The organism is Nonomuraea marmarensis (assembly GCF_043197025.1).
Lineage (GTDB): Bacteria > Actinomycetota > Actinomycetes > Streptosporangiales > Streptosporangiaceae > Nonomuraea > Nonomuraea marmarensis.
The window spans coordinates 24,012-45,012 of sequence record NZ_JBICRM010000003.1 but is presented as its reverse complement, the minus strand read 5'-3'; the positions used below and the strand labels follow the sequence as shown (position 1 = coordinate 45,012).

General features: G+C 69.3%; 18 protein-coding genes. 8 read left to right on the top strand and 10 right to left on the bottom strand.

Annotated elements, in window-relative coordinates; genetic code table 11:
• Positions 1-74: 74 nt before the first annotated feature.
• The 4 genes from ACFLIM_RS05625 (at position 75) to ACFLIM_RS05610 (ending at position 4,531) form a co-directional block, all read left to right on the top strand.
• The gene (locus tag ACFLIM_RS05625) at positions 75-1,289 is read left to right on the top strand and encodes a sensor histidine kinase (protein WP_393162617.1); all 1,215 of its coding nucleotides are present in this window, start codon (positions 75-77) and stop codon (positions 1,287-1,289) included.
• Positions 1,277-1,936, top strand: coding sequence for a response regulator transcription factor (locus ACFLIM_RS05620; protein WP_393162615.1), 660 nt, complete (start codon positions 1,277-1,279; stop codon positions 1,934-1,936). The genes ACFLIM_RS05625 and ACFLIM_RS05620 overlap by 13 nt, the downstream gene beginning before the upstream one ends.
• 131 nt (positions 1,937-2,067) lie before the next feature.
• On the top strand, positions 2,068-3,033 hold the full coding sequence (locus tag ACFLIM_RS05615) for a CPBP family intramembrane glutamic endopeptidase (RefSeq protein WP_393162613.1): 966 nt from the start codon (positions 2,068-2,070) through the stop codon (positions 3,031-3,033).
• A gap of 214 nt (positions 3,034-3,247) precedes the next feature.
• Entirely contained in the window at positions 3,248-4,531 is a 1,284-nt protein-coding gene (locus ACFLIM_RS05610) for a serine hydrolase domain-containing protein (RefSeq protein ID WP_393162611.1), read from the top strand.
• A 330-nt stretch (positions 4,532-4,861) separates the two neighbouring features.
• Here ACFLIM_RS05610 and ltaE read toward each other — a convergent pair whose 3' ends face one another.
• Entirely contained in the window at positions 4,862-5,866 is a 1,005-nt protein-coding gene (gene ltaE / locus ACFLIM_RS05605; protein WP_393162609.1) for a low-specificity L-threonine aldolase, read from the bottom strand.
• 589 nt (positions 5,867-6,455) lie between these two features.
• Here ltaE and ACFLIM_RS05600 point away from each other — a divergent pair.
• Together ACFLIM_RS05600 and ACFLIM_RS05595 are read left to right on the top strand one after the other, a co-directional pair.
• Positions 6,456-6,629: a hypothetical protein gene (locus ACFLIM_RS05600; RefSeq protein WP_393162607.1), complete on the top strand. Its 174-nt coding sequence runs from the start codon at positions 6,456-6,458 to the stop codon at positions 6,627-6,629.
• 465 nt (positions 6,630-7,094) lie between these two features.
• Positions 7,095-8,042, top strand: a complete 948-nt coding sequence (locus ACFLIM_RS05595; RefSeq protein WP_393162605.1) for an oxidoreductase — start codon at positions 7,095-7,097, stop codon at positions 8,040-8,042.
• A 734-nt stretch (positions 8,043-8,776) separates the two neighbouring features.
• Here the strand turns inward: ACFLIM_RS05595 and ACFLIM_RS05590 are convergent.
• Together ACFLIM_RS05590 and ACFLIM_RS05585 are read right to left on the bottom strand one after the other, a co-directional pair.
• Positions 8,777-9,391, bottom strand: a complete 615-nt coding sequence (locus ACFLIM_RS05590) for a hypothetical protein (RefSeq protein ID WP_393162603.1) — start codon at positions 9,389-9,391, stop codon at positions 8,777-8,779.
• Between the two features lie 2 nt (positions 9,392-9,393).
• Positions 9,394-9,858 carry an RNA polymerase sigma factor gene (locus tag ACFLIM_RS05585; protein ID WP_393162601.1) on the bottom strand — a complete coding sequence of 155 codons (465 nt, stop codon included), beginning with the start codon at positions 9,856-9,858 and terminating at the stop codon, positions 9,394-9,396.
• Between the two features lie 159 nt (positions 9,859-10,017).
• On the opposite strand from ACFLIM_RS05585, the gene ACFLIM_RS05580 reads away from it, so the two are divergent.
• Positions 10,018-10,353, top strand: a complete 336-nt coding sequence (locus tag ACFLIM_RS05580; RefSeq protein WP_393162599.1) for a hypothetical protein — start codon at positions 10,018-10,020, stop codon at positions 10,351-10,353.
• On the top strand, positions 10,343-10,924 hold the full coding sequence (locus ACFLIM_RS05575) for a carboxymuconolactone decarboxylase family protein (protein WP_393162597.1): 582 nt from the start codon (positions 10,343-10,345) through the stop codon (positions 10,922-10,924). The genes ACFLIM_RS05580 and ACFLIM_RS05575 overlap by 11 nt, the downstream gene beginning before the upstream one ends.
• 193 nt (positions 10,925-11,117) lie before the next feature.
• On the opposite strand, the gene ACFLIM_RS05570 is transcribed toward ACFLIM_RS05575, so the two are convergent.
• The 7 genes from ACFLIM_RS05570 to ACFLIM_RS05540 all read right to left on the bottom strand — a co-directional run bounded on the left by ACFLIM_RS05570 (position 11,118) and on the right by ACFLIM_RS05540 (position 20,975).
• On the bottom strand, positions 11,118-11,591 hold the full coding sequence (locus ACFLIM_RS05570) for a hypothetical protein (protein WP_393162595.1): 474 nt from the start codon (positions 11,589-11,591) through the stop codon (positions 11,118-11,120).
• 97 nt (positions 11,592-11,688) lie between these two features.
• The gene (locus ACFLIM_RS05565; protein ID WP_393162593.1) at positions 11,689-14,295 is read right to left on the bottom strand and encodes a CBM35 domain-containing protein; all 2,607 of its coding nucleotides are present in this window, start codon (positions 14,293-14,295) and stop codon (positions 11,689-11,691) included.
• Between the two features lie 71 nt (positions 14,296-14,366).
• Positions 14,367-15,242 (bottom strand): carbohydrate ABC transporter permease, encoded by an 876-nt coding sequence (locus ACFLIM_RS05560; protein ID WP_393162591.1) that lies wholly within the window; start codon positions 15,240-15,242, stop codon positions 14,367-14,369.
• A complete protein-coding gene (locus ACFLIM_RS05555; protein WP_393162589.1) occupies positions 15,239-16,186 on the bottom strand; it encodes a carbohydrate ABC transporter permease in 948 nt (315 codons plus the stop codon). Before ACFLIM_RS05555 ends, ACFLIM_RS05560 begins: the two co-directional genes overlap by 4 nt.
• A 65-nt stretch (positions 16,187-16,251) precedes the next feature.
• Entirely contained in the window at positions 16,252-17,580 is a 1,329-nt protein-coding gene (locus ACFLIM_RS05550) for an ABC transporter substrate-binding protein (protein WP_393162587.1), read from the bottom strand.
• 59 nt (positions 17,581-17,639) lie between these two features.
• Complete coding sequence (locus ACFLIM_RS05545) at positions 17,640-19,730, bottom strand: alpha-galactosidase (RefSeq protein ID WP_393162585.1); 2,091 nt, start codon at positions 19,728-19,730, stop codon at positions 17,640-17,642.
• A 246-nt stretch (positions 19,731-19,976) separates the two neighbouring features.
• Entirely contained in the window at positions 19,977-20,975 is a 999-nt protein-coding gene (locus ACFLIM_RS05540) for a LacI family DNA-binding transcriptional regulator (protein WP_393162583.1), read from the bottom strand.
• Between the last annotated feature and the right edge of the window lie 26 nt (positions 20,976-21,001).

Here is a 21,001-nt window from a genome sequence, read left to right as displayed (position 1 = left end):
CAGAGGAGGAGTGGGTGGCGATTCAGGGGGACACCGCATCCGGCGACCGGAGTACCGGTCGCCGGGACACCGTCATGCGTGCCGTTTCCGCCGCGCTCGCCGCTCTTCAGCAGCTCATCGGCGGACTCGGTACGGCGCTGCTCGCGCTGCTCGTCCTGGCCTCGCTGGTCGTCACCGCGCTCACCTGCGTGGTCGGCGTGGGGTTCCTGATGGCCCCCTTCACCCTGCGCGCGTTACACGCCATGGCCGGGCGCGAACGCGACCGGCTCGGACGCCATGGCCCTGAGATCGCCGCCCCCGATCCGCCGCCGACCCGGCTGCGGCCGGCCCTGACCGACCCGACCACCCACCGCGAACTGCGCTGGCTGATCCAGCACGTCACGCTCGGCCTGCTGCTGGGGTGCCTCGGTGTGCTGCTGCCGATCTTCGCCCTGCGGGACACCACCTTCCCGTTGTGGTGGCAGCTCGGGCCAGGAAGCCCGAGCTTCACGTCGCTGGGGTTCGGTACCGCGAACTCCTGGGCGGACGCCATCGCCGCGAGCCTGCTGGGCATCGGCTGGATCGCCCTCATCCTGGGTCTGACGCCCGCAATGGCACGGCTGCAGGCATGGCCGGGACGCCGGTACCTCGCGGCCGGCGCGGACACCGACCTCTCCCTCCGCATCGCGGAGCTCACCGCCACGCGGGCCGCCGCCCTGGACGCGCATGCCACCGAACTGCGCCGGATCGAGCGCTCCCTGCACGACGGCACGCAGAACCGGCTCGTCTCGGTCACGGTCCTGCTCGGTGCGGCGCGCCGCATGGTGGCCCGCGACCCCTCGGCGGCGGAGGAACTGCTCGAACGCGCCCATACCGCCGCCGAACAGGCGCTGGCCGAGCTGCGCACCGTCGCGCGCAGCATCCTGCCACCGGTGCTGGCCGACCGGGGGCTGGCCGGCGCACTCTCCGGACTGGCCGCGAACTGCGCGGTGCCCTGCCGGACGGACGTCGACGTGCCGGAGCGGTGCGCCGCCTCCGTCGAGGCGACGTCCTACTTCGTGGTGGCCGAGGCCCTGACCAACATCGCCAAGCACAGTGGCGCCACGCGGGCCGCCGTCACCGTCCGCAGCCGTGGCCGGCGGCTGTTCCTGCGCATCGAGGACGACGGCCGGGGCGGCGCGGACGAGGACGGCGGCTCCGGGCTCGCCGGCATCCGCCGCCGCATCGCGGCACATGACGGAACGCTCAGCGTGGCCAGTCCGCCGGGCGGCCCGACGACTATCGAGGTGGAACTTCCATGCGGATTGTGATTGCCGAGGACGACCCGCTGCTGCGGGAGGGGCTCGCCCTGCTGCTGCGCGCCGAGTCCCTCGACGTGGTGGCCACCGCGGACACCGCGGACAAGGCGCTGGAGGTGATAGACGAGCACAAGCCCGACGTGGCCATCCTCGACGTGCGCATGCCGCCGACGCACACCGACGAAGGTATCCGCGCCGCTGTCGAGGCTCGGCGCCGCCGTCCCGACCTGGCGGTCCTCGTACTGTCGGCGTACGTCGAGCAGACCTTCGCCACGGAACTGCTCACCGGCGGTGTGAGCGGTCTGGGTTACCTGCTCAAGGAGCGGGTGGGGCGGGTGGAGCAGTTCCTCGACGCGCTGCACAGGGTGGCGTCCGGGGGCACCGCCATCGATCCCGAGGTCGTCGCCCAGCTCTTCACCCGCTCCCGCCAGGACACCCGGCTGGAGCGGCTCAGCCCGCGCGAGCGCGAGGTGCTCACCCTGATGGCCGAAGGACTGGGCAACAGCGCCATCGCCGAACGGCTCTTCGTCACGGACGGCGCGGTCCACAAGCACATCCGCAGCATCTTCGCCAAGCTCGACCTGTCTCCCGCCGACCAGGTGGACCGGCGCGTCGCAGCCGTCCTGCACTACCTGGAGAACGCGCGCGTCCGAGGCTGACGGCCGGGCCTGGTCGGGGGTGCCGGTACAGCCTGCTGTACCCCAGGTCGGGGTGTGCGCGGCAATGATCGCGAGTGTCGTGGCTGGTGGAATCTACCCATCACACCAGCCACCACCGAAGGGACACCGCGGTGAGTTCGCCAGCCCCCCTCAGCACCGGCCCGCACGACCAAGCCGGACCGCCCCGCCTCACCACCCCCGACGGGGTTGAATCGACCGGCCTGCGGGCCCGGATCCGCCGCCGTCCGCTGACCTGGTTCTTTGTCATGGCGTACGTGCTCAGCTGGGCGGCGTGGACCCCGTACGTCCTGTCCGAGAACGGTTTGGGCATCCTGCCTTTCGGCTTCCCCGCCCTCCTGGGCACCACCCAGCTCCTGGGAGTCCTGCCCGGCGCCTACCTCGGGCCGATCTTCTCGGCGTTCGTGGTCACCGCGATGGCCCAGGGCCGCCCCGGCCTTCGGGCCTGGGCAGGCCGCCTGGCCAAGTGGCGGGTCAGCTGGCGCTGGTACGTCGCGATCATCGTCGGGGTGCCCGCCGTGCTCACCGTCGCCCTGACCACGCTGGGCGGCACCATCCCGGCGGTGCCGAGCGTCGCCATGCTGGCCGCGTTCCTGCCCGGCCTGATCCTGCAGATGGTCACCACCGGTATCGCCGAGGAGCCCGGCTGGCGTGACTTCGCCATGCCGCTGGTGCAGCGCCGTTACGGCCCGCTGCTGGGCACCCTGATCGTCGGCCCGCTGTGGGGCGCCTGGCACCTGCCACTGTTCCTGACCGAGTGGGGCGGTCCGCACCTGACGTGGGAGCAGCCGGTGGAGTTCATCATCACCGCGATCGCCTTCAGCTTCGTGATGACGTGGGTGTTCAACCGTACCGGCGAGAGCCTGCCGCTGGCGATGCTGCTGCACACCGGCGTCAACAACTTCTTCTCGCTCGCCGCGGCTGAGATGTTCCCCCGGCTGACCCAGCAGGACACCACGCAGGCGTTCCTGTTCGCCTCCATCGCCGTGGCTCTCGTCGTGCTGATCGCCACCCGCGGCAGGCTCGGTTACCGGCCGGCCCACTCCGTCGACGGTGCCCTGCCGGAGGCGACGGACTGACCCTGCCGTCGGTCCGAAGCGAAGGGCCCAGCTCAGCCAGCGGCTGACCTGGGCCCCTTCGCTTTGTCGCGGGACGGGAAGTCGTGCGGCAGATCGGGGGAGTACAGCAGGCGCTACCGAGGACTGTCCAGCGTGCGGGGGCGATCATGACACCCGCTCGCCGACATGCTTGGTGACGTCCCCAAGCGGACCCCCACCACCAAGGAGTGCTCCAGTGTCTCGCATCTTCCCCCAGCTCACGTCCCCCAGCCTTCCCCGAGTGCGTGGCCGGATCCTGGCGGCGGCGGCACTGACCGCTCTGGCCGGGCTCACCGTGGCCGGCCTGTCGGCCACCCCCGCCGGCGCCGCGACCGGCGCCGGCGTCATGCAGCAGATCGCCATTGACAAGGACTACGCCGAAGAAACGGCCAAGCTGGCCCTGCTGACCGCGCTGCGCGACGCCGGGAAGCCCGACCGCCCCGATGCGGTGCAGCGGAGCCTGGACGGCCTGGTCAAGAACGACAAGTTCCCCGCCGCGCTGGCCACGGTGCGAGACGCCAATGGGCGGACCCGCTATTACACCTCCGGTGTGGCGGATCTGAAGACCAAGGCGAAGGTCCCGTACAACGGCCAGGTGCGTATCGCCAGCAACACCAAGATGTTCACCGCCACGGTCGTGCTGCAGCTCGTCGGCGAGGGCAAGATCGACCTCGACGCGCCCATCGAGACGTACCTGCCCAAGCTGGTCCGCGGCAAGGGCCTCGACGGCCGGAAGATCACCGTACGTCAGATCCTGCAGCACACCAGCGGCCTGGCCGACTACGACGTCCAGATCGTCGGGCAGGACTACGGCAAGGTCCAGCACACCTCTTTCGAACCGCGCCAGCTCCTGGACGCGGCCCTGCCGCAGGGGGCCCTCTTCGCTCCCGGAGCCGGCTGGAGCTACAGCAACGCCAATTACGTGCTGGCCGGCCTCATCATCGAGAAGGTCACCGGCCGCCCCGTCGGTGCGGAGATCACCACAAGGATCATCAAGCGGATCGGGCTGCGCCACACCTACTGGCCGGCCAAGGGCGACCAGAGCATCCGCGAGCGCCACCCGCACGGATACTTCCCGACCGCCGCCGGCCCCATGACCGACGTGACCGAGCAGGACCCCTCCATGGCCTGGGCGGCCGGCCAGCTCATCGCCACTCCCGGTGACGTCAACCGCTTCATGATCGCACTGCTTGACGGCAAGCTGCTCAAGCCGCAGCAGCTCAAGCAGATGCAGACCACCGTCGCGGCCCCGAACTTCGACGCCACCGGCGGCGCCCGCTACGGACTCGGACTTGCCTCGATCAAGCTGAGCTGCGGCGGCTCCGCCTGGACCCACGGCGGCAACGCCCCGGGTTACGTCACCGACAACGCCGTGACCGAGGACGGACGGGCAGCCACCATCGCCGTCACCGCCCCCGCCACCACGCTTCCCGCCGCCAAGCGCATCGAAGCCGCCGTCGACACCGCACTCTGCAAGTAGCAAGGGTTCCCGCGAGGGCCGAGTACACACTGTCCTCGGCCCTTCTCTCGTTTCCCGCTGCCTGGAACCTACGGTTTACTTCTTAAACATCAAATTGTGTTGAATAACGCTTTTGGACTTTTGACGGCTCGTTTGGGTTTAAGGAGGTAACTGAGAATGTCTGTAGGGGTATATCTGCTTTCGTCTGACGTTCCACTGAAATGGTGGACGTTGGATTCCCGGTGCGGACCGTGTCGAGGCGTGGGGCGCCGACCGCGTCGTCCGGCAGCGATGGACCACGACCAATAGCTGATCGTCGTCGACCCCGCGCAGCAACATCCGCCGCGGCACCTATTCAGCGAAATACTCCTTCACCGCCGACACGAACATATCGATGTCCGCGCGCTTGACGTCCATATGCGTGACGAAGCGTGATGCGTACAGCATCTGCGTGAGAATGCCCCGCTCTTTCAGCGATGCTTCGAGCGCCACGCAATGCTCCTGCGGAAACTGCGCGAACACCATGTTGGTCGCTTGCGATTGCACGCGGACCTCATCGATTTCCGCGAGCCCACGCGCGAGATGCTCGGCGTTCTCGTGGTCTTCCGCGAGGCGATCGACGTTGTGTTCGAGGGCGTACAAGCATGCCGCCGCAAGCAGTCCGGACTGCCGCATGCCGCCGCCCAACATCTTGCGCCAGCGGCGCGCACTCTCGAGCAAGTCGGTGCTGCCGACCAGCACCGACCCGACAGGCGCCCCCAAACCCTTCGAGAAGCAGATCGAAACCGAATCGAACGGTGCGCAAAGCGCGGCGATCGATTGCCCCGACGCGACGGCCGCATTGCAAACGCGCGCGCCATCGAGGTGCGTCGCGAGACCGCGGCTCTTCGCCAGCGTGACCGCTTCGACAACATACCCGGCCGGCAGCACCTTCCCGCCGATCGTATTTTCGAGCGCGAGCAAGCGCGTGCGTGCGAAGTGATCGTCGATCGGCTTGATCGCGGCGGCGAGCTTATCGATCGGCAGGGAACCGTCCGCGGCGTTTTCGATCGGCTGCGGTTGAATGCTGCCGAGCACGGCCGCGCCGCCGCCTTCGTTCCTGTACGTGTGCGCCAGTTGGCCGACGATGTATTCGTCGCCGCGGCCGCAATGCGCCATCAACGCGGCGAGGTTACTCTGCGTGCCGCTCGGAAAGAATAGACCCGCTTCCTTGCCGGCGCGCTCGGCGACGGTCGTTTGGAGGCGCAGGACGGTGGGGTCGTCGCCCCACACGTCGTCACCTACTTCGGCCGACGCCATCGACGCCATCATCGCCGGACTCGGACGAGTAACGGTATCGCTGCGCAAATCGATCATGTCAGTTCCTTCCTGTGAATAACGTCAAGGACCCGCAGCAGCTCAAAGCGCTCGTGCGGGCCAGATGACGGGATCACAGGAGTGTAGTGCGATCCGACAATACGCCTTTAAGCGGGTCAAACCTGTCAAGCATCCTGAATGGCATGAGCCTGCTCCTTTAAGGATGCGGTGGGGAGCGGTGACCCCCCTCGACGTCACCCTACGAGTAGACCGAGCAGCCGGACGTGGTGGTCCTGGGCTCGAACTCCCCTATCAGGGCCCCGGCCCGTGCGCAGGATCCGGGCGGGTCCGGCCAGGGCGTCATCAAGCTCGACGAGCCGCTGGGCGGTCGCGTGGTGTTGGACGCGACAAGCGGGCTCCCCGTCCTGTGTCGTCGCGCGCACAACACCTGCCATCTGGAGACGGGTGACGCCCGCCCTGTCCCGCTCGGAAACTTGGTTTCGTGCCGTGGACTGCAGAAATCCCAATCTCCAGAAGGTGCAAGCTGACGCCCGACACGCTCTCGACCACCATCTCGTCGATCGGCTCGATGACCGTCGGCGTCCGCTGACCTCGTGCTTGTCGGCGGCGGCCGGCATGCTCTCCCGCCATGGACACACCACTCTTCTGGGAGAAGATCGGGGACGCCCGGGGACGCGTCGCCGACCCCACCGACGGCCGCGCGGTCGTCGGCCAGGCCCGCGCCCTGCTGGCGGCCCGTCCGCGCGAGGAGGTCGTCGCGACGCAGCAGGTCTCTTATGGGATCTGTTGTGCGATTCCGTAGAGCCCCCTTGTGGGCCGTCGCCGACATGATCAGCGGAGGATGCTCCGACGACGGCTTCGACCAGGCTTGGGCACCTTTGGTGCCGTGATTCGAAGAGCAGTCTTCAGTGTGACGTTCCGTGAATGCCGGGTGGGTTGCCGGAGCGCGCGAGAGCGCGTCAAGGCATGCGGTGACGGCCCGTCGGCAGCGGGATCACGTCGTTCTGGTGCGGCGCATACGGCATGACCTGGAAGGAGATGAGCTTGCGCCAGTCCGGCGGCCACTCCCCCGCTCGGCGGGAGCGCTCATCAGGGCAGGGGCGAGGGCGGCCGCTACCATCAGCCCGATGTTCCGCATCGATCCCCCTTCACGCACCGTTACCGAAAGTTCCCCCGTTGTGGCCGCTTCACGCCGAACACGAACGACGCCACGCCGAAAACGGGCATGCTCTATGACACGTATCGGCATCCCCGTGAGGTGACAACCATGGGCACCCCTCCCCCTTGGACCTTGAGCGACATTCCCGACCAGTCCGGCCGAGTCGCGGTCGTTACCGGGACCAACAGCGGCATCGGATTCGTCACGGCTCGCGAGCTGGCCCGTCGCGGCGCCCACGTCGTGCTGGCCTGCCGCGATCCGGGACGCGGCCGGGCCGCCCTCGCCCGCATGCGGGACGAGGTCCCGGGGGCGCGCCTGGAACTGCGCCACGTGGATCTGTCCCGCCTGGCCTCCATCCGCGCGTTCGCGGCGGCGTGGGATCACGACCGGCTGGACCTGCTGGTCAACAACGCCGGCATCGCGATGGTGCCGTACGCGCTGACCGCCGACGGGTTCGAATCCCAGTTCGGCGTCAACCACCTGGGCCCCTTCGCCCTGACCGGCCTGCTCCTGCCGCACCTGCTCGCCGCGCCCGACCCGCGGGTGATCGCCGTCAGCAGCATGGCGCACCGCTTCGCCCGCTTCGACCTGGACAATCTCAACGCCGAACGCTCCTATCGCCCGGCGTTCCACTATGGGCGGACCAAGCGGGCCACCCTCTACTTCGCCATGGAACTGCAGCGCAGGGTGGACGCCGCCGGGCTGAGGCTGCGCAGCATGGCCGTCGAGCCTGGGTTCACCCGTTCGAACGTGCTGACCGGCGGCGCCCACAGCGGCCGCGGACGGCTATACCTGGCCGCCATGCATCTGCTCTTGCGCGTGGCCTTCCGCCCGACGCCGGAGGGGGCGAAGACCTCCCTGTACGCGGCGACCGTCCCCGACCTGCCCGGAGGCGCCTACATCGTGCCCGACGGGCCGCTGCAGATCCACGGCGAGCCGACGCGCCGCACCCGCGAACGCGCCCTCCACGACACCGTCGCGGCGGAGCACCTCTGGCAGTTGTCCGAACACCTTACCGGTGTCACGTACAACCTGCCGGTGACGCGGAAAATCTGACCTTTCAACGGGAGCCGAGTGCCGAACGAGAGCTTGTCCAGTCGGAGATGGCGGATGGATCATGGTGTGTGCAGGGTCGGGGCATCCGAGCACATACGTCGCACGCAGCCGCTAGATTTATATTCTAGAACGCATCCGACACCGCGTTGTCGCAGGTCAAAGCCACAATCAAAGCGCGCCCTGCAGGATTCGAGCCTGCGACCGGCGGATTAGAAGACGGCCGTGTCAGCACCTGATAATCCGTCCTGGGGCGTACGAGCACGCACCGAGCACGGCTCCGACTATCGATGGGCCCATCCCCATCGCAGAGCCTGCTACGTCCTCGGGCAAGGTCGCCGTGACCTCCGGCCCGGCAGGTCTGCCCGAGGCCAACGACGACACCAGATAGGGGCATTTGTTCCAGCGAAATCCGGCCGATCGTCGGCAGTTGGTCGTACGGGGTGAACACGTGCAACGCGGACGTGATCGCTCACCCGCAGATCCGAGGAAGGTCTGGTTGTCCTGGCGCTCTCGCACCCCCGGCACCGCCGCCATAGTCGCGTCGGCCATAAGGCGGTCGGTCTCGACGTTGTCCTTGCCGCCGATCAACTAGTCGTAGACGGGGTCGAATGGGGGAACGTCGGGGTTGAACCCCTGCGGTGTGCTCAGGGATCAGGACCTTAGGCCGTCCGCCATCCGCGAGCGTTCCGAGGTCCCCTCACGGGCCCATGATGATGGCCCTGGCGACAAGGGCCTCAGCCGGTGTGGGAGACGGGTGTGCACGACTTCACAGGTGAGCCCGCCTTGGCCAGCCAGGAGCCCATTCGCCAGAGCACCTGTGCGCTCCGCTCGTCGCTGAACTCCAGCACGAGCGTCTCGCCCGGCTTGATGTACTCCGGGAAAATCTGGAACTTGCCCGAGTTCCCCCGGATGGCCTTGTACGAACGCACCTTGCTCACGCGCTCACGCAACTCGGCCGCGCTGTCGACGGGCGACCCGCCGTAGGACTCGTCCGCGCCGACGAATCTGGGGACCTCGCATCGTGTACCCGGGGCAAGGAACGTCACGTCGGCCTTGACACCGGCCGCGGCCAGCTCGGCCTCCAGCCCATCGGGGTCACGCAGTTCCTTGAGCGTCACCGTGAGCGTGCCGTCCTGGTCCTTGGTCACCGCGTACGCTGAGGTCCCGGTACCGATCACCTGCGGCGTGAGGGCGACCGCCGCCGCGGCTGCGACCGCAACCAGCACCCGGGGTACGGTGACGACACGCCGCCGGGTGTGCATCCCGTCGAGCAGCCGTCGTCGTGCTCCTGCGAGATCCTTCGGAGTGGCCGGCGGAATGGTCTCCCACATGGCCTTCAGTGCGTCCAATTTCATTCTCCTTCCTCTCGGTCGAGGGTTCGACGGATCTGGAGGCGGGCCCGATTGAGGCGCGACGCGACGGTGCCCAGCGGGATGGCGAGCGCGTCGGCGACCTCCTGGTAGCTCAGTTCGGCCCAGGCGACGAGCAGCAGCACGTCGCGGTCGGCCCGGCTGAGCTTCAGCAGCGCCCGTGCCAGCGGCCGGTTGACGGCCAGGGTGTTGATCCCGTCTTCGACCTGGCGGCCCAGGATCTCGGCCGGGTGCACGCCGCTGCGGATGTATGCGCGGTAGAGGTTCGTCTCGGTGCGCCGCCGCTTGCCGATCACGTTGGAGGCGATGCCGTACAGCCACGGGCGGGCGTCGGGGCGGCCCCGGTCATAATCGCCCCGGCGTTGGAAGGCGGCCAGGAAGGTGTCGGCCACCACGTCCTCCGCCTCGGTGGGTAAAGACGATCGGCGGAACGGCGCTTGAGACAATCGCCAGGAGAATATCCCGCCCGGTTACCGCCTGGCCGCGGGCACATCTCTCCGGCAGGGTGTCCTGTCTTTTCTCCGGCCGCGTGTCTTATTCGGCGGCGCGCCGATCGTCTATACATAAGAGCAGATAGCCGAGCTGCAGAGGAAGCGGAGGGCGCCGTGCCGGATGAAGACAAGAAGCGAGCAGCGCACCGAGACCTGGTGGATCGCGTCCTGAACGGAGAGGGCAGGGCATCTGCGGAGCAGCGAGCCCGTGCCTTCAGCAACGACGGCCTCGCCCCGCCGTTGCATGCGCTGATCGGCAAGGTCGCCACAAGGCCGGCGCAGGTCACCGAGGCGGACTTCGCTGCGGCAAAGGCGTTGGGCTTCAGCGAGGACCAGCTTTTCGAGCTGGTGATATGCGCTGCGGTCGGCCAGTCCGCCCGGCTGTATGAAGCGGGACTGGCGGCCCTGGCCGCAGCAACCGTCAACGGGACGCCGGATAATGCGACTTGACATCCTCAACCGCGGCTACGGCCCCGGAACCAAGCTGCTCTTCGCGCTCATCCGACTGTTCTCCGGGCACCCGGTACCGGACGCCGCCAAGCTGGTCTTCTACCGGCCCGATTTCTACGGGGCCCGGGCGAAGGAGTTCACCCACGAGGCGATGCGCGGCCCGTCTGACTGGTCGGTAGGCGACCGGGAGCTGATGGCAGCCTACGTGTCCAAGGTGAACGAGTGCGCGTTCTGCGTCGGCGCGCACACCGCGACCGCACGCCGGGCGTACCAGGACGGGCCACGGGTCGCGGCGGTGCTGGCCGACCTGGAATCGGCCCCCGTCGAGGAGGGGCTCCGGGCAACGCTGCGGATGCTCGGCAAGCTGACCCGCGAAGGCAAGGTGGGCGCCGGGGACATGCGGGACGTTCTGTCCGCCGGTGTCTCCCCTCAGCAGGTCGAGGACGCGCTGGCGGTCTGCGCCGCGTTCAACACGACCGACCGGCTCGCCGACGCCTTCGGCTTCGAGCTGCTCAGCCCCGAGGGCTTCGAAGCAGGCGCCAAGTACCTGCTCAAGCGGGGTTACCGATAGCGCGTGTTCGCCGGCAACGAAGAGCGGGTCCCGGGACGACCGAGACTCCCTATGAAGGGAGGGCGAACCGCTCGGCGAATGCGGACATCTCCTCGTGCGCCGGTCCGGCTCGGCCCATGTGGACGGGCCGGGTTTCGATCTCCATCACGAAGAAGATGTACAGCCGCCTGAGGAACACGGTGTCGGCACGAGGTCACAGGCCGGCGGCCTGGAAGACCAGGAACCGCCGCCAACTCGGCGACACTTTACGTGGTGCCGGGCCGAGCCCGGCCGCCGCCAGAATCCGGCGGATCGTGCCCTCCCCCACCCGATGCCCCAGACCGATCAACTCACCTTGAATCCTCCGACAGCCCCACCGGGGATTCTCCTGAGCTAGGCGTACGACCAGGTCACACACCTCCTCGGCAATCGGCGGACGGCCAGGGTAGGTCCAGCGCCGCTTGACCAGCCTGCGGTGCCAGGCCGGCAGACTGCCCGGCGTCACGATCCGATGTGCACGAAACCAGCGCGGAACGCGCCGGGTGAGCGCGGCCAGGATCGCCCGGTCGGCCCAGTCCGGCCGCGGATGAGCGACCTGGCAGCGCAGCACCGCCACCTCATGCCGCCGCACGAGGATCTCCACCTCCATGAAGGCGTCGCTGCGGGCCAGCAGGATCAGCTGGCCCACAGCCCGGATGAAGATCAGATACGGCAGACGGAAGCACCCGAGGATGGAGGATAAACCGCAGGTCAACCACCATGCACGAGTATTGGCACAGCACAGGTTAACCGTGCGACTTGTTGTCGGTCTCGAGCACGAGTCGGGCAAGCTCCAACCGGTCGGTGTTGGGTCCGTACGCCTTCGGGTTCCCGAGGACTATCGCGCCCTTCTGCGTAGTGAGGGTGAGGGGTGTCGCCTGTGGCCAGAAGTTGTCCCAGGCGTAGTTGTGCCGGAACACGCCGCGGGTCGTCGTGCCGCCGGTCTCGGTGATGTCGAGGAAGCGGCTGATGACATCGGTGTTGTAGGGGTGCCCGGTGTTCCTGTCGGCGTTGGCGTAGTGCACCACCAGGACGTAGTCGCCTGGGCCGAATCCGTTCGGGCGGAAGAGGGTGAGGGTGTTGCCCGCGCCGTTTCCGAGGTTGCCGACGTAGGCGCCCGCGGAGGCATTCGAACCGCTTGTGGCGGGGACGGTGATCACGTTCGCCGTTCCGGCACGTTGGGCCTGCTCGGCCTCGACCCGGTGAACGGCAGTGTCCGCCTGCCTGGCACGCACCGTGGTCAGCTCGCGCAGTTCCAGCCCGGCCGGTCCGCCCACGTCGATCTTGGAAATGCCGGCCGGAAGGTACACCCGAGCCCGGGAGGAGGCCTCGCCGGGACGCGTCGCCCGCAGTCCTGCGATCTTGCGGCCATCGAGGCGGACCCGCAGGTCGCCCGCGTTGCGGGCCCGGTAGGAGAGCTTCAGGTCGTAGTAGCCGTCCTCGGCCGCGGCGATGAAGAACGTGGCGCGCGCGTCGTCGCCGAGAGCGATGGCCGGCCCCTTCCCCTGCCGGGTGATCCGCGCGCCGCCCGACAGCCGGGCCTCGTCGGCGTGGTATGCCGTCTGATCTGCCGCGGTGGTCTCGGTGAGGTCGAACTTGTCGAGCGTGATGTCGCTGCCGGGCAGCAGAGTGGCGCCGTCGGCGCTCGTGCGCAGGGACAGCTCGTGGGTGCCGGCGCTCAGCTCGATCTCCACGTCGGTGCGGCCGCGGTAGGTCCAGCCGAGATTCGCCGAATACTGCACGGTCTGGTCGAGGACGCCGTCCACGAAGAGCGCGTGCCTGCCCGGCACCTTGTTCGCGCCCTGGTAGATGCCCAGACGGTAGCGGCCGTCACGGGGCACGTCGACGGGGAACGTCACGGCGGAGTCGGCCCGGTTCATAGCGCCGACGTCGCGCTTGCCGGAGGTCGCGTACCGCTGCGGGTCCACCGTGGTGTCCTGGTCGAAGGCCCGTGCGGAGGTGAGCGTGGCGGACTCGGCCTCGACCGAGACCGTCCACGGCGCGCCGGGCGCCGGCGCGCCGCCGCTGGAGGGCACGATGGTGACCCGGTAGGCGGCCATCACGTCCCCGCCGGGCAGGTCCACCTGGAGCCTGCCCGCCGGCACGGCGGTGCGCTCGGCCGCGATGACCGGCGGTTTGGGCGCGTCGCCCTCGTATCCGGTCCAGGTCGTCTTGGACACGACGACGTCGACCTGCTTGCCGAAGACCTCAGGGTCGAGCCCGGAGACGTCGAGCCGGACGGCATCCGCGCCGCCGCCGAACAGGATCGTGCCGCGCCGCGCGGACTCGTCGATCGCCGCGACGGCCTGGACCGTGTCGGCGACGTTCAGCCGGGGCGGGGTCGCCCTGACCGTCTGGCCGGTCAGGTCCGCGTACCACTTGAGCAGCCACCAGCCGCCGTTGGCCTGGCGGGTGCGCACCGCGTGGTCGTCGAGGTTGCCGGCGTAGGTCCAGTAGGCCATGTCGGCGTCGACCTTGGTGTCCTCGAACAGGGAGATCCACTGGATCATCTGGCCGGGGACGGACATGTCCCGGCGGTTGCCGTATTCGTCGATGTTGATGGGCAGCGGGCCGATGCCGAGCTCGCGTTCCATCTCGCGGTAGTGCTCGTAGTGGCCGCGGTAGTCGGCGAGCCGGCTGCGTGCCAGTTCGTGCCAGGCCATGATGTCCGGTAGGCAGTTCCCCTCGGGATCTCCGGCGCAGCTGGTGTCCTTGGCCCAGGTGAGGAAGTCGCGGACCCGGCCGGGGTTGTAGTTCGCCTCGTTGGGGCCGACGATGCGGGCGGCGGGGTCGATCGATCTGATGCGTTCGAACACCGCCTTCCAGTCGCTGAAGAACTTGTCCTTCAGGGTGGCCCAGTCCCGGTACCAGATCCCGTCTGGCTCGTTGAACGGCACCCAGACGAACTTGTCCTTGTCCCCCGGCCGCTCCCGGACGACCTTGCGCACCATCGCATCGACCTTCGCCAGGTAGTCGTCGATGCCGAGGTTCTCGTACGGCCACTGGCTGTAGACGTCCTGCATGTAGACGACGATCTCCTCGCCGCCCGCGGCGAAGAAGCCGTCCGCGACCACCAGCGCGTCGCCGTTGGGATGCTGGTCGCCGTCCGGCGCCTTCTGCGCGACGGTGCGCGGCCGCGCGCCGGCGAGGAGGGAATCTCCCGGCACGCCCGGGTCCGACAGGCCGTAGAGCATTCCGGTCGCCCCGCCGTGCACGGGACCGGTGTGCTGTGCGAAGTCCACGGTGACCACATCGGGTTGGGCGGCCGCGTCGGCCGGGGCGGCGGTCAGGGCCGCGAGCGCCACGACGGCGGCCGCCGTGTGGGCACGCCGGAATAACCGGTGTCGGTGCATGACTGTCCTCTCCTGGTACCGGGCCGGTTCGCCCGGGTGTGGGGGTGGTGCGGCGGGCACGGGCCGGCGGGCTACTTGACGGCGCCGCCGGTGATCCCAGAGATGATCTTTCGCTGGGCGACGGCGAAGACGACCAGCAGCGGCAGGCTCATGAGGATGATGTAGGCGAAGATCAGGTGCCAGTTGTTGAGGTACAGGCCGGCGTTGGCGACCTGGAACAGGTTCAGCGGCAGCGTGTTGAGCCGGCCGCCGATGACGAAGAAGGCGTAGAAGACGTCGTTCCACACGTACAGGCAGATGAGGATGGTCGCGGTGGCCAGCACCGGCCGAAGCAGGGGCAGGATGACTGACATGAACACGCGCACGGGTCCGGCGCCGTCCATGCGGGCGGCCTCCTCCAGCGACAGCGGCACGGTGCGGACGAAGCCGGTGACGAAGAAGATGACGGTGGACATGTAGATGCCGGCGTAGACGCCGATCATGCCGATGGGGCTGCCTGCCAGGCCGAGCTGGCGCAGCAGGAGCACGATGGTGACGACGGCGGGCGGCAGCACGATGCCGCTGATGGCCAGCGCGTACAGCACGGCGTTGAGCCGGCTGGCACGCCGGGCGAGGATCCAGGACGCCATCGAGCCGAGCGTGAGCACCAGCGCGACCGACGGGGCGACGACGAGCAGGCTGCCGAGGAAGGCCGCGGCCACCTCGCCCTGTTGCCAGACCTGGGCGAGGTTCTCCCACAACTGCCAGCGCGAGGGCAGGGACAGGTTCGGCGACAGGGCTTCGCCCTGCGACTTGCCGGCGGTCACGACGATCAGCCACAGCGGCACTCCCATGACGGGCACGAGGAGTGCGATGACGGCGATGGGCCGCAGCCGGGCGGCCAGCCCGCGCCGGCGGGGCGGCGGGATGCGGCCGTGCGCGGGGCCGCCGTAGGCGGGGGCGGTCACAGGATCTCCTCCCTCCTGCGCAGGACGCGGATGACGGGGAAGGCCAGCAAGGCCACCGTGAGGAACAGCACCAGGCTCATGGTGGTGGCCTGTGCGAACAGTCCCTGGCCGAAGGTGCGGTAGATGAAGATGTTGAGGATCTCGGTGCTGCGCGCCGGCCCGCCGCCAGTGAGCGCCTGGACGATGTCGAAGCCGTTCATGGAGCCGAGCAGCGCGGTGGCCACGTTGAAGGTGACGGCCGGAGCCAGCAGCGGGAAACGGACCGACCAGAACGCCTGCCAGCCGGAGGCGCCGTCGATGCGGGCGGCCTCGGTGACGTCCTCGGGGATCGTCTTGAGACCGGCCAGGTAGATGAGCATGGACAGGCCCATCCATTTCCAGGCGTGGATGACCGCGGCCAAGACGAAGGTCCAGGTGGTGCTGCCCAGCCAGGCGATGGTCACCGACTGCCCGGTCAGGGCCGAAAGCAGGTCGTTGAGGCTGCCGTCCGGTTTGAGCAGGGCCTGGAAGACGTAGCCGACGGCCAGCGCGGACAACAGCACCGGGATGAGGAAGACCAGACGGGCGGCGCGGTTGAGCCAGGTGTCCTTCTCCAGCAAGACGGCCAGGCCGAAGCCGAACAGATTCTGAAACAGCGCCACCAGGGCGGCGTAGATCACCGTGATGCGCAGCGCACTGAACAGGGTGCCGTCCGACAGCAGGAAACTGAAGTTGTCGAAACCGACGGGGCGGATGTCGCTTTTGAAGCTGGACCAGTCGGTGAAGGCGTAGATGAAGTTGAACAGAGTGGGCAGGAAGAAGAAGACGAACAAGATCGCGAACGCCGGCGCGAGGAACCACATGGGATGGGTGCGGTTGTGCCCGGTCTTCGCGGGGGCCCGCCGCCTGGCGGGCGCACGGCGTGCGGCGGGTAGGCGGGTGAGCGTCTCCTGACCGGTCGGCACGGGCGGCTCCTTGGTGGTGGGGAGTGGCGGGAGGCCGGGCCGCCTCCCGCGGGGGCGGACGTAGGTCAGAAGCCGGAGGCTCCGGCCGCCTTGGCGAGCTGGGCGAACTGCTTCTGCGTGGCGGCGGCCACCTGCTCGGAGGTCAGGCTGCCGGTGATCATGTCGGCCAGGTTGAGGTACAGGTCCGGGTTGGCCACGGCGAGCGCCTGCATGGAGCCGACCGACTGGCCGAGCGAGGCGTGCACATCCAGCAGCGCCTGCGGCACGCCGTCGGGGGTGGGCACGTCGGTGCGCAGCGACACCGACTTGCGGTCGGCGACGAAGCCGGCGTAGCCGGGACCCATCCAGTACGCCAGCAGCTGCCGGGCCGCGGCCTCCCGCTTGGCGTCGCCGGTGCGGAAGGCGACCAGCGCGTTGGACTGGTCGGGAATGAACGTGCCGACGTTGCCCGACGGCGAGATCGGGAAGAAGCCGATCTTCTTGTCCAGCTCCGCGGTGCCGGCCTTGGCCTGGAGCTGGCCGAAGAACGAGTTCACCTGGAGGGCCATGGCGGCCTTGCCGGACAGCAGCGCCTCGCCCTGGTCCTCGAACTTGGCGGTCTTGATGTCGGCGTTGAACAGCCCCTCGTCGATGAGCGACTTGTACGTCTTGATCGCGTCCAGGATGGTCTTGTCCTCGAAGCTCTCCTTGCCGGTGTTGACCCGCTCCCACAGGCCGTCCTTCGCAGCGTCGGCGAGCTGGACCTGCACCCACCACTGGGTGGCCCACTTGTCGCCGGCCATCTCGAAGAACGGCGTGACGCCCTTGCCCTTGAGCTCGCGCGCCACCTCGACCATCTCGCCGAACTTCTTCGGCGTGCCGGTGATGCCGTTGGCGGCGAAGACCTCCTTGTTGTAGTAGACGCCCTCGACGGCCGGGCTGGTGATCAGTGCGGCGTAGCGGGTCTTGTCCAGCAGTCCCGTGATGTCGCGCAGTTCGGGGGACAGCGAGGAGATCCAGGGGGCGCCGTCGAGCGGCTGGAGGTTGGCGCGGGCGTTCAGCGCGGTGAGCATGGACGCGGTGGGCTGCCAGAAGGCCAGGTCGGGCTTGTCACCGGTGGCGACCTTGGTCTGCACGCCCTGCTCGTAGGGGTCGGGGATGGTGACGATCTCGACCTTGGCGCCGGTGGCCCGGGTGAAGGCGTCGGTGACGGCCTTGGGCACCGTGTTGCTGTTCTGGGCGGCCCAGATGGTGAGCGTGACGCCGTCCAGGCGGGCGGTGGGTGAGGGCCAGGTGGCCGGCGAGCCGCCCGAGCCGCCCGAGGCGGGCGTGGCGGGTCCGGCGGAGGGGTCGCTGCAGGCCGCGACGGCCAGGACGAGGGCCGCCGCGGTGACGAGACGCTGTGCGAGCTTCACGGTTTGGCTTCCTTTATCCGCGTTCGGCGACCCATGGTGCCGAACATCCCATTAGGGGGTTAGTGGGGACGAAGGCGCAGGATGCGGGCGGTGGGCGCGGGCAGCGCGGCGCTCACGGTCAATTCGGCCGTCCGCGGGTTCCACGCGTGCGCCCAGCCGCCGGCCGCCGAGGGGTAGGCGATCTCCACGCGCAGGTCCCGCCCGGCCAGGTGAGGCAGGGAGAGCACCGTGGTGTCGGTGGCGCCGGGCCGGCGCCAGATCCCCAGATGGGTGCTCTCCCCGGCGCGCAGGCCGAGGGCGAGCCAAGGGTCGTCCCAGCCGGGCAGGCCCAGCGGCCAGCACGGCGTGGCACGCAGCAGGTCGGGGCGGAGGCCCTGGTGGAGCCGTACGCCGTCCCGGACCAGGGCGAGCTGTTCCGGCGTCATCCGGTGCAGGTTGCCGGACAGGTAGAGGCGGCCGAGGACGCCGGTGCACATGGTGAAGGCGATCTCCTCCTCCGCCATCTCGGGCTGGGGGTAGGCCCAGTTGGCGGCCTGCTCGGGCAACATCGACAACGGCGCGACGACCGCGATCGGCGGGTAGCGCAGGAAGTCCTGCTGGTCGCTGGTGGACTGCAACTGCAGGCGCGACAACATCGCGTAATCCATGCGCATCGCGCCCGAGCCGCAGTTCTCCAGCACCAGGTGCGGGTGCCGGTCCAGCACGCCCTCCAGCCAGGCCAGGTGGGCCCGGTTGTGCGCGAGCAGCCCGGCGCCGACACTGGTGGCGTCGACGTCGGTGCCCGCGCCAGGGTTGATGTTGTAGTCGAGCTTGAAGTAGCCGACGCCCAGCTCCTCCACCAGCCGGTCCACCACCTGGTCCAGGTGCGCGACGGCGGCCCGGTGGCGCAGGTCCAGGTGGTAGCGGCCGTGCTCGGCGACGCGCACGCCGCCGCGCTGCAGGAACGCCTCGGCGGGCAGCTTGTCGGCCATCGGGCTGCGCACCCCGATCACCTCCGGCTCCAACCACAGGCCAGGCGTCATGCCGTGGCCGGCGATGCGGGCCAGCACCTCCTCCAGCCCACGCGGGAAACGCGTCTGGGAGGGCTGCCACTCCCCCACGCTGTCCCACCAGTCGCCGCCGTCGTCGTACCAACCTGCGTCCACGCAGAACACCTCGGCCCCCGCGGACGCGGCGGCGTCGATCAGGGGCAGCAACTTGTCCGTCGTCGGGTCGCCCATCAGCGTGTTCATGTAGTCGTTGAACACCACCGGCAACCTGGCGCGGTCGGGATGGGGGCGCAGCAGGGCGCGCCGGTGCGCGGTCAGCGCCGCCGCCGCACCCTCCACGCCGTCGGCGGAGACGGCGATCGAGACCGGCACGGTGGTGAACGACTCGCCGGGCGCGAGCAGCTCGCTCCACTGGTGGTCGAGGTCGGTCGGCCCGGACAGGGCGACGTACGCGCCGTCCAGTCGATCGCCGGTCTCCCACCGCCACGGGCCGTTGTGCTCGATCTGCCACAGCCACGTCTGCCCGGTGCCCCGATCGATCAGCCCGCCCATCGGCACGTAACGGCCACTCGACCAGGTGCCCGAGCTGGTCACGGCGAACGCGCCCCGCCCGTGCTGGCCGTGTCCGGCCAGGCCCAGATCGGCGACGTACCGGCTCAGCGGCTGTCTGGTCCAGCGGCTCTCGCCCAACCACTCGCTGTTGGCGTACAGGATGTCCAGCTCGCTCACCGGCCGGCCCAGGAAGCCCGCGGCGAAGGAGGTGACGGCCAGCAGCAGCACCGCCTCCTCGCCCAGGTTGGTCACCCGGACCGACGCCTGCACCGCCGACACTCCCTCGCGGGAACGCAAGGTCAACTCCGCGCCCAGCGCGGATCTCTCGTCCCGCATCCGGATCCGCAGCTCGTGCCAGCCGCCGTCCGCCGACTGGTCGGCACCGGCGTAGCGCAAGCGGCAGCCCACCGCCGTCTCCGACAGCCGCTGCGAGGCCTTGGCCCTGCCCTCGCCGGGGACCAGCACCTCCACCAGCGGCTGCGACACCCGCGCCGTCATGGCGGACGGCCCGGCCGACAGCTCGCGCAGCACCACCGGGCCATCCGGATGGATCTCCACGACGGCGGCGAGACCGGCATGACCCCAGCGCAGATGTTCGTCAGCAGGCATCAAGATCTCGCTTTCAGGGTGAGGTTGTACGGGCCGCCTCAGCCGGGCCAGGGACGATCTGAACCCGGTCAACGCCGAAGGGGCACGTGGCGGGGCCGCGGCTCGAGCCCGTATGCGTGACGAGGGCATCGAATCCCCCTCCCACCGAAGATGGCGCCACCGGTGTGACCGGTCACATGCCTGCTAGTGTGAGCGGTCACATGCTGCGAAGGAAAGCCCTCTTTGCGGGATCGTTACGTCGCGGTTTCAGAAGCGGGGCGGAGGCGCGGTGGACTCGCGCACCACCAGGCTCGGCGGCACGAGATGCGCCCGGGGCTGCTCCTGGCGCGTCAGTTCCGCCACAGCGGCGCGGAAACAAGCCCGCCCCAATCCCTCGAAATCCATCCGCACGGTGGTCAGCGCGGGCGTCCAGTACGCCGAGCCGGGGATGTCATCGAAACCGACGATGCTCACGTCGCCCGGCACGTCCTTGCCTGCGTCGTACAACGCCCGGCGCACGCCCTGGGCGATGTCGTCGTTGCCGCACAGGATCGCCGTCACGTCCGATTCCGCGGCCAGCCGCTGTCCGGCCGCATAGGCGGAGCCTATGTCCCAGCCACACCCGAGCACTTCGGTGATCTCCGCCTGGGCCTCGGTGAGCGCGTCCCGCCACCCAGCCTGCCGCCCCCCTGACGTGCCCTCGGAGGGAATGGCCACGTGGTGCACGGTCCGGTGGCCCAACTCCAGCAGGTGGCGGGTGGCGTCGGCCGCTGCGCGGCGCTCGTCCAGCGCGATCGCGACCCGGCCCAGGTCGGGCGCGGTCGGCTCGGCGGCGGCGACGGCAGGCACGTGCTCCGGCAGGGCCTCCAGCACCGCGACACCCATCGGATCGAACGCGATCACCACGACGCCGCCCGCGCTGGCGTCGCTGACGTAGTCCACAGTCTGCTTCACCTCGGCGGGCTCGGCCGACTCCATCACCCTGACGCCCACGGCCATGCCCTCGGCGCGAGCGGCCTCCTCGATCCCCTGCAGCGTGGCGGCGTAGCCGTACAGCACGGTGTTGGACGTGACCACAGTGATGCCACGGGCGCGGCCGAGGCTGAGCGCGCGGGCGGCCCGGCTGGGCCGGAACCCGAGCCGCTCAATGGCCGCCAGCACGGTCGCACGTGTCTCCGGCCGCACCCGCGGCGACTGGTTCAGCACCCGCGAGACGGTCTGGTGGGACACCCCTGCCGCGGCGGCGACATCCCGGATGCTTGGCACGGCCACATCATGGGCGGCGGAGCGGG

Excerpts from the sequence above, each read along its gene's own strand:
- ACFLIM_RS05625 (WP_393162617.1), top strand. The coding sequence starts at position 75 with ATGCGTGCCGTTTCCGCCGCGCTCGCCGCTCTTCAGCAGCTCATCGGC.
- ACFLIM_RS05620 (WP_393162615.1), top strand. The coding sequence starts at position 1,277 with ATGCGGATTGTGATTGCCGAGGACGACCCGCTGCTGCGGGAGGGGCTC.
- ltaE (WP_393162609.1), bottom strand. The coding sequence starts at position 5,866 with ATGATCGATTTGCGCAGCGATACCGTTACTCGTCCGAGTCCGGCGATG.
- ACFLIM_RS05600 (WP_393162607.1), top strand. The coding sequence starts at position 6,456 with ATGGACACACCACTCTTCTGGGAGAAGATCGGGGACGCCCGGGGACGC.
- ACFLIM_RS05595 (WP_393162605.1), top strand. The coding sequence starts at position 7,095 with ATGGGCACCCCTCCCCCTTGGACCTTGAGCGACATTCCCGACCAGTCC.
- ACFLIM_RS05575 (WP_393162597.1), top strand. The coding sequence starts at position 10,343 with ATGCGACTTGACATCCTCAACCGCGGCTACGGCCCCGGAACCAAGCTG.
- ACFLIM_RS05565 (WP_393162593.1), bottom strand. The coding sequence starts at position 14,295 with ATGCACCGACACCGGTTATTCCGGCGTGCCCACACGGCGGCCGCCGTC.
- ACFLIM_RS05545 (WP_393162585.1), bottom strand. The coding sequence starts at position 19,730 with ATGCCTGCTGACGAACATCTGCGCTGGGGTCATGCCGGTCTCGCCGCC.